Annotated in this window: 4 protein-coding genes and 1 pseudogene; 2 read left to right on the plus strand and 3 right to left on the minus strand. The window is 37.1% G+C overall.

Going from position 1 to position 10827, the window contains the following annotated elements; all coding sequences use genetic code 11:
• The 3 genes and pseudogenes from Q0296_RS05010 to fliW form a co-directional block, all read right to left on the minus strand.
• A pseudogene (locus Q0296_RS05010) lies at positions 1–1801 on the minus strand (hypothetical protein); the annotation flags it as partial.
• 137 nt (positions 1802–1938) lie between these two features.
• Complete coding sequence (locus Q0296_RS05015; RefSeq protein ID WP_298037386.1) at positions 1939–6348, minus strand: hypothetical protein; 4410 nt, start codon at positions 6346–6348, stop codon at positions 1939–1941.
• A 58-nt stretch (positions 6349–6406) separates the two neighbouring features.
• Positions 6407–6790 carry a flagellar assembly protein FliW gene (fliW, locus tag Q0296_RS05020; protein WP_298037388.1) on the minus strand — a complete coding sequence of 128 codons (384 nt, stop codon included), beginning with the start codon at positions 6788–6790 and terminating at the stop codon, positions 6407–6409.
• 112 nt (positions 6791–6902) lie between these two features.
• Here fliW and bamD point away from each other — a divergent pair, with 112 nt between their 5' ends.
• Both bamD and lon read left to right on the plus strand, forming a co-directional pair.
• On the plus strand, positions 6903–7550 hold the full coding sequence (bamD, locus tag Q0296_RS05025; protein ID WP_107916936.1) for an outer membrane protein assembly factor BamD: 648 nt from the start codon (positions 6903–6905) through the stop codon (positions 7548–7550).
• An 8-nt stretch (positions 7551–7558) separates the two neighbouring features.
• Complete coding sequence (lon, locus tag Q0296_RS05030) at positions 7559–9976, plus strand: endopeptidase La (RefSeq protein ID WP_298037399.1); 2418 nt, start codon at positions 7559–7561, stop codon at positions 9974–9976.
• The last annotated feature ends 851 nt before the right edge of the window (positions 9977–10827 follow it).

Raw genomic sequence — 10827 nt, forward strand, 5'->3', positions numbered from 1 at the left:
GAACATAACTTCGATTTAAATCAGTTGTTGCTTTTAACGCAAAATTTTCAGTATCTTCACTTTTTATATTTTTCACATAGACAATTGTTGTTAGTATAGTATCAGCTGGAACAATGGTAGTAGTGACTTTTGGTTTGTCTGGTGTGTTTGGTTCTATTTTAGTAAAATAAAAATCCTGATATTCCTTTGGATGTTTTTTATCATTTGTATTTTTTAATTTTTTTATATATATATCTTCCATATAACAAACTTCTGGCTTATACACTTCAGTTGACAAAGCAATCATGCCGATATTTATTCTATCGCCATTATACGTACCGCCATCAGGCCTAGAGCCAGTGGCTTCTAGCCGAAGTTCTAATTCGTTTTGTTTATTTGTTACAAGATCTGATATATCAAATATATCTAGATCCATTTGAGCATTATATTTTTTACTTGAATTAGCATGCTCGCCAAATCTAGTAATAGTTGAGTTAAACTGTTTTCGATCTGGATTAAGTGGACTTTTGTATACACTCTTAAAGCCATTTTTATTTATAGCTATATTTTCCCCCTCCACTTCAGCTCTGCCGCCAAAGCCAAGAAAGCTTAATGTCGAGTTTATAGCTCCGTTTCTTGGTGTATAAAAATCACTAAATGTTAAATAATAAATTTGTCTACTATCTTCTGTGGTTGCTCCATATTTAGGATTGATATTAACCATGCCATCATATAAATTTATGGCTTTCGTTTTTACCCCTTTTTCTTCACCCTCTACACCAAGATCATATACTATTACCAAACTCCATCCACCGAACTGGGCTACGCCTAGAGCAGAGTTCCACTGGCCATCACCATAAAGCACAGCTCCGTAAGGACTGGTTAAATTTTTTGTTTGTGGTTTATTATTTTTATCCCTATAGTTTAAATCAAACTTATATCTATCTAATGTTTCTATACTTGATGCTATTTGCCCTACTGTAAATTTGCTTTGAGCAATTGGTTGTGCTTTGAGGTCTTTTAGTATTTGGGTAACATCAGCACTTGCTTGATAAACAAAATATAGTCCAGCCCTTCCAGCAGTATTGTTAGAACCTGCAGGAGGAAGGCTATCAGGAGTTATTACATATTCATTACCACTAGAAAAAGAACTTGTCCATTTCACATCTTTTATATCAGCCTTTACACTATGTATCACACCATTTGGGGTTTTAAATTTTACACTTGAATAGCCTGATATATTATCTAAAAATTTATCTACTATGGTATTTTTATTAGTTTCAGCCCATGGTTTATATATACTACCACCCCAGTATAGCCTTGCATATTTTATTTTTTTGCCATTTATATTATCTCTTTCGTATTGGCTTTTGTCATTAAATGTAAAAATCGCACTTGATGAGTTTTTAAATTTGGATGTGGACGAAAAGAGAGATAGATCCTCTTGTACAAATTCTTTTTTTGCTAACGGAGACGCTATTACTGTCGGATCAAAGTTGTATCCACCTTGCGCATCTATAGGCTTTATAACACTAGCTCCGATAACATCCATGCCTCCCACAACGCTCTTAAAGTTTATTCTATTTTTAAGCTCATTGCTACCTATATTGTCATCTTTATATACGATTACCTTTTCTTTCTTAATCGTTTCTGGCTTAGTTATAGAAGATATATTTGTTATATACAACATATTTGTTGTTTCTGGTGGATATCTTTTTATACAGTGCAAAAATCCATCCCCATCAACCTTACTAATATATGATGGCGCACATGCTCCAAAAACATAGATAAAAGACAGAAGAAATAAAAAAAGTGGTCTCAAGCTACAATCTCCATAATGTAATCATATAATGGCTTCTTGCCAAAATGATGGATTATATCTTTTTGGTTCTAAAGTTATGCTTACTTTTTTAAATTTATTTCTCTTGCAACTAAATTTTAAAAAATACAAACAACTAATCACCAACAAATTCTCCTATGTGTCTTTTTGCTTAGATCTTTAAAATTTTCTTCAGCGCCCACAACATTTCCAACATCCCCCATGTCTGAGTCTTTTTTTAGTGTCTTGCCGGCCCAGTCTCCGTCTGGCACAAGAAATTTAAGCTTAAAGTCGTTTGTCTGTGTATTTTCGTCAAATTCATTGCATAAAAGCCAGCTGTTTGCATGCATCTTAGCTATATCAACGACTGGTCTTTGATTACTTACAAAGATGAGCTGCTCGCCGTTGCTAACTGCGCTCACGTCGTTTCTTAAGATAGTGTTGTTTGCAAAGCAAAAATCTTCAAATTTAAGCGCACCAGCGTTATGAGTAGGATTTGTAAACCACGAAATGGTCGATGGGCAAATTTCCCACTGCGCCGCACCATGTTTCATATATAAATTTTTATCACAGCCATCACAATATGCGCCGTAGTAAATTTTAGCCTTAAAGCCAGAAGCTGGCCCTTCGTAATATGGCGCATATACCCTGCCATAGTAGAAATTTGCCGATGTTTTTTTGGCTGGTGTTTCATATTTGTAAGACTTGCCATTTATTTTTTTATCCAAATCATCAAGACTAAAGTCATCACTGGATACCGTAAAAGGGTTTTTAGCGTGGTTTATCTTTCTAGCGAAGTTAAAAAAGACCTCAGCGCTAGCCTTACCCTCTTCAAATGCGCTTTTTTCGATATAAAACATACCTTTTTTAGCGTTAGGATCGGTTGATCTTTTAGTATTTGAGCCAAGAACTTCAAAAAATAAAATTTCCTCATTTGCCTTTTCAAGCGTGCCAGCATTGCCCTTGTTGTCGGTGAAATTTAGCGGCACTTTATGTAGCTTTAACTCAAAATTAGCCTCATTTGCATAGCAAGCATCGACATAAAATTTTGCAGGTAGATATTTTTCATCTGAGTATCTATAGTCGCCATAAAGCTCTGGATGCAGACCTTTTAATGTATCAGATAGTTTTGCAGTCACATCAAAACTAAGTTTTACTTTTTGCATGCCGTCATTGTCAAGATAAGTCACGTCGTCGTCTTTTACGATTTTTAAATTGCTTATTTGCATATCTTCTGGGATAAATTGAAACGTAACATTGCCTTCTTTTTTGAGCTCGATATCACAGCTAACCCTACCGATACCATCTGGATCATCTGCTGGATTGTTTGGATCAAACGCTGGTTTTCTATATTTTTTCACACAGTCATCGCCTCTTGGTGAAGCGTGCTGATCTGTTGAAGTATAACTGCTATCTACTACATAAAAAGTTGTATCACCTATATCTGAGTATGAAAAGCCATCGTTGCTATTTGCACTGCGTGTGATCTTGCCAAGTCCTCCGCTTGCCTCTGTAAAATTTACATTTAGTCTGTTTTTGCTATCTAAAATGGCATTACAGACGTTACCATTTTTAGCTATAAGGCTTGCGTATAGACTATTTGCATAGCCTCTTGCTAGATCGCTATCGTTTGGCTTCATAGCAGCAAGCGAAATGGCGTCATTATATGTCTCTCCGCCAGTAAAAGACTTTGTTGAAGCACTCATAATAGTACCTGCCTCATTGTCCCAGAGCCTAAAGTGGCTTGGTCTAACGGCAAAGTCATCTAAATTTTCACATACTGTGATTTTATCTGGTGCTGTAGGATCTGTTTTTTTCTTAGGGTTAGGGTGTGAAATTCTAAATTTAAGGCTTTTATATGCCCTATCTACTTTAATATCTTTTAATAAAACCTCACTCTCTTTATCGCTGAAATTTATATCTTTTTCATATAAATTTGATGTGGCGTCACATGATGTAACCAACTCAACCTTTACATTTACTAGAGAGTCTGGTGCTTTTTTACTGCCATCTTCTCCGTAGTTTGTGATATAGATATCAAATGGCTTTGAGACTATCTGGGTTAAAAGTCTGTTTTTAAAAGCCCCTGTGCCATCATCTGGCTTGCTACTTGGTATGAAGTCGTTTGGCTCGTCTTCTCCTTCTATTACGATGTTGTATTCATATGTATCGCATTTTTTAATGTATGTATCATAAGGTTCTATTTTATTAGAATTTACAACCATTGATTTATAGCTATGTCCTTTAAAGACTTTAGGCTTTTTATTATTTGGCGACTGATCAAAATTAGTGTCGAATGCTACATAGGCGTAGTTACCATTACTTTTTTTAATCAACCCGCCTTTATTGGTATTTGAGCCTTCCCCCAAGAAAAAGGTTAGTTCATTGCCGTTTAGCTTTTGTAGTTTTGTATTGTCTTTGTTGTAGTAATTATCTTTCAGCATATCCCGAAGATTATCCATCATCGTTGACGTATTTATATTTGGAACTACATATGTTGTCTCTTGAATGTATTCTTGACTTGAAGCTGTAATGGCCTTTAAAGCAAAATTTTCAGCATCTTCATTGGGTGATTTATTTTTTATCCGAACTACTGTTGTTAAGTTGGCATCTTTTGAAACCTTTTCTAGTTTATTTGGTTTTAATTTAGTAAAAACAAATTTGTCATAATGTTTATTTTCGGGCTTGTTTGGTTTATTTGGCTCTTTCTTGTTTGGTTTATTTGGCTCTTTTTTGTATATATACTCATCATAGCAAACTTCTGGTCTATACATACGACTAGAAAAACCAACTAAGGCTAAATTTGGACGATCAGCATTTACTATTTTAATTCCGCCCTTGTTTAACAAGGTCGATGCAACTGTAAAACGCATCTGGACTGCTGGATCTTTATTTTCTATAAAATTTGAGATATCAAATATATCTAGGTCAATTTGATTAGTAAAATTCTTGTCAGGATTTATAAGCTTTCCAAATTTTGTCATAGTTGAGTTAAACTGATTGCCTTTTTTGTTGTTTTCGCTGGTTACACTCTTAAAGAGAACATTATGCTCTGTCTTTATCTCTATATCATCACCCTCAACCTCCCTTTTGGCACCAAAAGAGAGCATCGTAAGTGTAGCACCTATATCTCCATGTTTTGGATTATTAAGATTAGTAAAATCAACATCTATGTTGGAAGTTTTTGGTTTAGAAGGCCCTTTTTTAAGTTCATCATTTGTAAGCCACTCTGGAGCAAGCTTTTCAAGACCGTCAAATATACTAACCATCCTTGGTTCTATATTATTTTCTCTGGCAGTTTCATCATCAAAATCATAGATGATAACCAGACTCCACCCAGCATATTGAGCTGGATGTGTCTGCATCCAATATCCGCCATTTTTATTTTTATTAACTGGCGAAAACAATAATGAACCCCATACTCCTCCTAAATCGACTTGTGTTCCATATCTACTAAAATACCTATCACTATCTTCTAGTAAATCGTATTTAAAAGGAGTATTCGTAGCTCTGATATTTCCAGCAGAAAAAGTTCTCTCCTCTTTTGTTATTCCAAGACTCTTTTGAACGATCTTTGTTACATCAGCACTTGCAACATATACGTAGCTTATGCCAGCTTTTACAGCCGTTTTGTGGTGCTCTTTTGGATCTCCATCGTATGCTTCAAAAGTCATTGACTTTGGTCGATACTCGCTAAATGAACCTGTCCAAAAGATGTCTTCTGGTTTGGCGTCTATCGTTATGGCTTGTTCTTCACCAGGAACCTTAAAGTCTATCCTGCTATATCCTTTTATAAAGTTCAATGCATTTGATATAAAATCTGACGCTACTTCATTTTTAAATTTCCAGTTTTGATAGATAGAACTACCCCAGTATAGTCTGGCATAGACCACGTTTTTGCCAGTTAGATATTTTTGTATATAAGTGTTCTTTTCGCTAAAGCTAAAAGTAGATGAGGCCGAGTTTTGGCAATAACTAAGCTTATTGGGATTATAAATAAAATCACTTTGACACTGCGTATAGTTACTAACACTAAAGCTACCATCATTTTTAAAAATTTTTTCAGAATAAACCGATGATTTATTATTAGTTGGGCTAGGATCAAAGTTATATTCGCCATCTCTCTGGATCATAACAGTAGCACCTATGGTGGCCATGTCGCCATTTACTCTTGTATTTAGTTTGCCATTTATAACTCTTTGTTTTAGTCCTACTGAAGAATGGTCATCAACAGCAGTTTTTAATGACTTAAATCCGTTTGAAATATAACCATGAAAGTGATCTTGCGCTAGCGAAGAAAAAAGAGGGAAAGGTTTTGTATCTACTGTCCAAGTTCTAGGATAGGTCGTTATGCAGTGAGGGATATTTTTAGAAGAACCATCAATATACTCTTCAATATCTGTAAAACATAAATACTGCACCTTGGTGCTATTTTCATTATAAGGTTTAGTAACTTTACAACCGATAGACTTTGCCTCGTCTGGCGTGCATTCCCTAGGCGCACACCAACTAAATGCAATAATAAAGAAAAGAAGACATATAGTTTTCATTGTAATCTCCTTGATACAAAAGAAAACCAAGGATTGTTTTTAAAAGCCTCCCTGCGACTTACTTTTGTATAAAATTTTCTATCATCTCAGCTTGTCCGTATTGTGGATATTTGTTTACATCCAAAACCACTTGAGACAAGGTCATATTGTCCATATTACAAACGATAGGAGCTACGAAATTTACGGTTGATTTCTCAAGCGGAAGCGCAACTACTATGATGTTATAAATTCTAAGTTGCGAGCTCTCTTTGATCTCCATAAGCTCTTCATAATAACTTGGTATGTCAAATTCGTAGCTTCTTAATGCAAAAGGATTTATCATTGTAAAAGATGTTTCGTCATCTTTACTTGCTAACTTAACAAAAAATTTATCAAGCTCAATCAGTTCCATCGTCTTGATATGCTCAAAGCCTAAAATAGGGCTTTTAACACTAAAAATCATACTAACTCCTGTTTTGTAAAATTGCCTTATTTTAGCATAGTTTTAAAAAATTTATACAAAAATAATGGCAAAAAATGTAGAATACGTGAATTTAAACTTTTTAAGGAAAAGCATGAAAAGATTTTCTAAATTTCTAGCAGTTGTGGCTCTTTTAGGGCTTTTTAGTGGTTGTGCTGAAAAATACACCGAACTTTACAATCTAAGCCCAGACGAGTGGTACGCTCAGGTCATCGCTGACATCAAAGATGGCGACTTGGAGTCAGCTGATAAACACTACGTTTCAATGGCTAGCGAGCACGTTGCAAGCCCACTTTTGGAGCAAATTTTACTCATCCTTGCCCAAGCTCATGCAAATGACGAAGAGTATCTCATGGCAAATCACTATCTTGATGAGTACATCAAAAGATACGGCGACAACGGCCCAAAAACAGAATTTGCTCAGTATCTAAAGATAAAAGCAAATTTTGACTCATTTACCCAACCAAACCGCAACCAAAAGCTCATGGAGGATAGCGTAACTGAGATCGAGAAATTTCTTTATATGTATCCAAATACCGAGTATAAGCCACTTATCGAGACTATGCTTATCAAATTTAAACTAGCGCTTTACTTCTTAGATATGCAAATAGCAGATCTTTACAAGAGAACTGGCCGTGACGTTTCGGCTAAAATTTACGAGCAAAAGCTAGAAGAGTCGCCGTTTAAAAACTCAGACCTTATCAAACCTGACGTGGCATGGTATAGAAAACTGTTTGAATAGGAGAAATTTTGCAAATAAACGAAAACAAAAGCTTCCCAACTGAGATCCCTATCATCGTTGAGGATGAGCTATTTTTATATCCATTTATGATAACACCGCTTTTTTTAAGCGACGAAGAAAATTTAAAAGCGCTTGAACTTGCCATACAAGGTGAAACGCCGATCCTTGTCGTGCCTACAAAGCCACAGCAAGACGGCGCTAGAGACTTTGACGGTATATATGACGCAGGCGTTATAGGCACAATAATGCGCCGTGTGCCACTGCCTGACGGACGCGTAAAAGTGCTTTTTCAGGGCATCGACAAAGGCAAAATTTTAAAACAATCAGGCATAAATCCGCTCCGTGGCATCGTCGATATGCTCCACGTCAAGCGCCCATCACAGGTCAAAACTGACGCTCTCATCGTGGTTTTAAGAGAAAAAGTAAGAGAGCTTTCGCAGTTTAGCCACTTTTTCCCACCTGATCTTTTAAAAACGATCGAAGAGAGCGCTGAGGCGATCAGAGTTTGCGACCTAGTCTCAAGCGCACTTCGTCTAAAAAAACAGATCGCTTATAGCTTTTTTGTCGAGGAAAATTTAGAGCAGCGCCTACTAAAGCTCATCGATTATGTCATTGAAGAGATCGAGGCAAACAAGCTACAAAAAGAGATCAAAAATAAAGTCCATTCAAAGATCGACAAGACAAATAAAGAGTACTTTTTAAAAGAGCAGCTAAAGCAAATTCAAGCTGAGCTTGGAGCGGATACGAGCCGAGAAGAAGAGCTTGAAGAGTATAATAAAAAGCTTGATGCGAAGAAGAAATTTATGGCTGAGGACGCCTACAAAGAGATCAAAAAGCAAATAGACAAGCTCTCTCGCATGCACCCAGACTCAGCCGATGCAAACACCTTGCAAAGCTACCTTGACTGGGTACTTGAAATTCCATTTGAAAATGTAGCTAAGAAAAAGTCATCTATCACCGAGGTGAGCAAGCACCTAAATGCTGACCACTACAGCTTAGAGAAGCCAAAAGAGCGCATAGAGGAGTATTTTGCATTGCGTGAGCTTTTGGAGCTTAGAGGAGTTGGTGAGAAGGTAAATAATGGCGCCATTTTATGCTTTGCAGGCCCTCCAGGTGTGGGTAAAACCAGCCTTGCAAACTCGATCGCAAAGGCGCTAAAGCGCGAGCTAGTTAGGATCGCACTTGGCGGACTTGAAGACGTAAACGAGCTAAGAGGTCACCGCCGCACTTATATAGGCGCTATGCCAGGCCGCATCGTGCAAGGGCTCATAGAAGCCAAGCAGATGAACCCAGTGGTTGTACTAGATGAGATCGACAAGGTTGGCAGAAGCTACAGAGGCGATCCGACCGCTGTTTTACTTGAAATTTTAGACCCAGAGCAAAACAACAAATTTAGAGACTACTACCTAAATTTCAACATCGATCTTAGCAAGATCATCTTCATCGCCACAGCAAATGACGTGAGCATGATACCAGCCGCACTTCGCGACAGGATGGAGTTTATCGAGCTTAGCTCATACACCCCACAAGAGAAATTTGAGATCGCTAAAAAATATCTCTTGCCTCAAGAGCTTAAAAAGCACGGCCTAAAACCAAGCGATGTAAACATCAGCAAAGAGGCACTTGAGCTAATAATTAGCGACTACACAAGAGAGAGTGGCGTGCGAAATTTACGCCGCAGGATCGCTGACATACTAAGAAAAGTGGCTAAAAATATTCTTACCAAAAAGAATGAAGGCAAGATCAGTGTCACGGCTAAAAATTTAAAAGAGTTTTTAGAAAAAAAGGTCTATGAGATCGAGCCAGCGGACAAAAAAGACCAGATCGGCTTAGTAAATGGCCTTGCGTGGACGAGTGTCGGTGGCGACGTGCTAAGGATCGAGGCTATCAGGATCCAAGGCAAAGGCAATATGCAGATCACCGGTCAGCTAGGCGACGTGATGAAAGAGAGTGCTCACATCGCATTTAGCGTTGTAAAAGTGCTGATCGATAATAAAAAGCTAAAAGTGCCAATGGCTATCGTGCCAAAACTAGATAACGACAAGCACAAGCTCGAAGCCAGCGATGTTTATAGACGCTATGATCTTCACTTACACGTGCCAGAGGGTGCCGTACCAAAAGACGGCCCAAGCGCTGGTATCACGATGACAACTGCGATCGCATCGATACTTACTGATACAAAAGTAAGACACGATGTGGCGATGACTGGCGAGATCACGCTAAGTGGCAGGGTGCTACCTATCGGCGGACTAAAAGAGAAGCTTATCGCCGCTCACAAAGCTGGCATCAAAACAGCGCTGATACCTCGTAAAAACTATGATCGTGACCTTGTCGATATACCAAATGAAGTAAAAGACGACATGAAGATCATCGCCGTAGATACGATCGATGATGTGCTAAAAAACGCTCTTGTAGCTAAAAAATAATCTTACTCTAGCCCCATTTGCACTTACTTGGGGCTAGGAAAATTCTCATATCTTAAATTTACAATCTTTAAAATTTGCAAATCCTCGCTTGAAATTTAGAAATTTGAATTATCTAAAACGGGCAATTAAAAACTTAAATTTTACTAGTAACAAAAAATCAAATATGAAGTCTGCCGCTTTATCCTCTTTTGAAGTCCTTTATCTACATACAAATTATATAACACACCACATATATTTTATCTTCTTTAGTAAATTTAAATAGCATATCATGGCTCTAAATTTAGTAGTGCATTAAGTCAAGTGAGCAAATTTAAAATTTGAAAACACTTTCATAAATTTGTAAAATTTTTCAAAAAGCTAAACAATGAAAGTTAAATTTTACCTCTAAGGCTCACAATTTCGTGGTAAACAGGAAGTAATCGTCCTATTCTCTGTTTGAGCCCAACTGCCTCTTTACTGTTGTAAGACGAGAGGTCGAAGAAAAACTCTCTCACGTTCAAGGTGCATACCTCAGCACCAACGCACCGCATGAGGTTTTAAAATTCAACCAAATTTTAAAATTTCGCAAACAAGTGATTTCGGCTCTGTTTTTAATGGCAAGTGGCTACATGAGCCCAAAACTACTAGTCGGCCCTTGCGAGTGAGCGAGAGTTTAAATTTTCAAAAAAGCTTTATTAAATTTGCAAATTTGTTTTTAAAAAGCCAGACAATGAAAGTTTAAAAGGCTAACGAAGGACTGGTGCACACAAGGACGTCACTTAACATGCCAAAACTGCATAGACTATTATTAAATTTCAATCAAATTTTAAATTTATAAGCGAGCATATCACGGCTCTAAATTTAGTGCTAAA

Source organism: uncultured Campylobacter sp. (genome assembly GCF_937890585.1).
Taxonomy (GTDB): domain Bacteria; phylum Campylobacterota; class Campylobacteria; order Campylobacterales; family Campylobacteraceae; genus Campylobacter_A.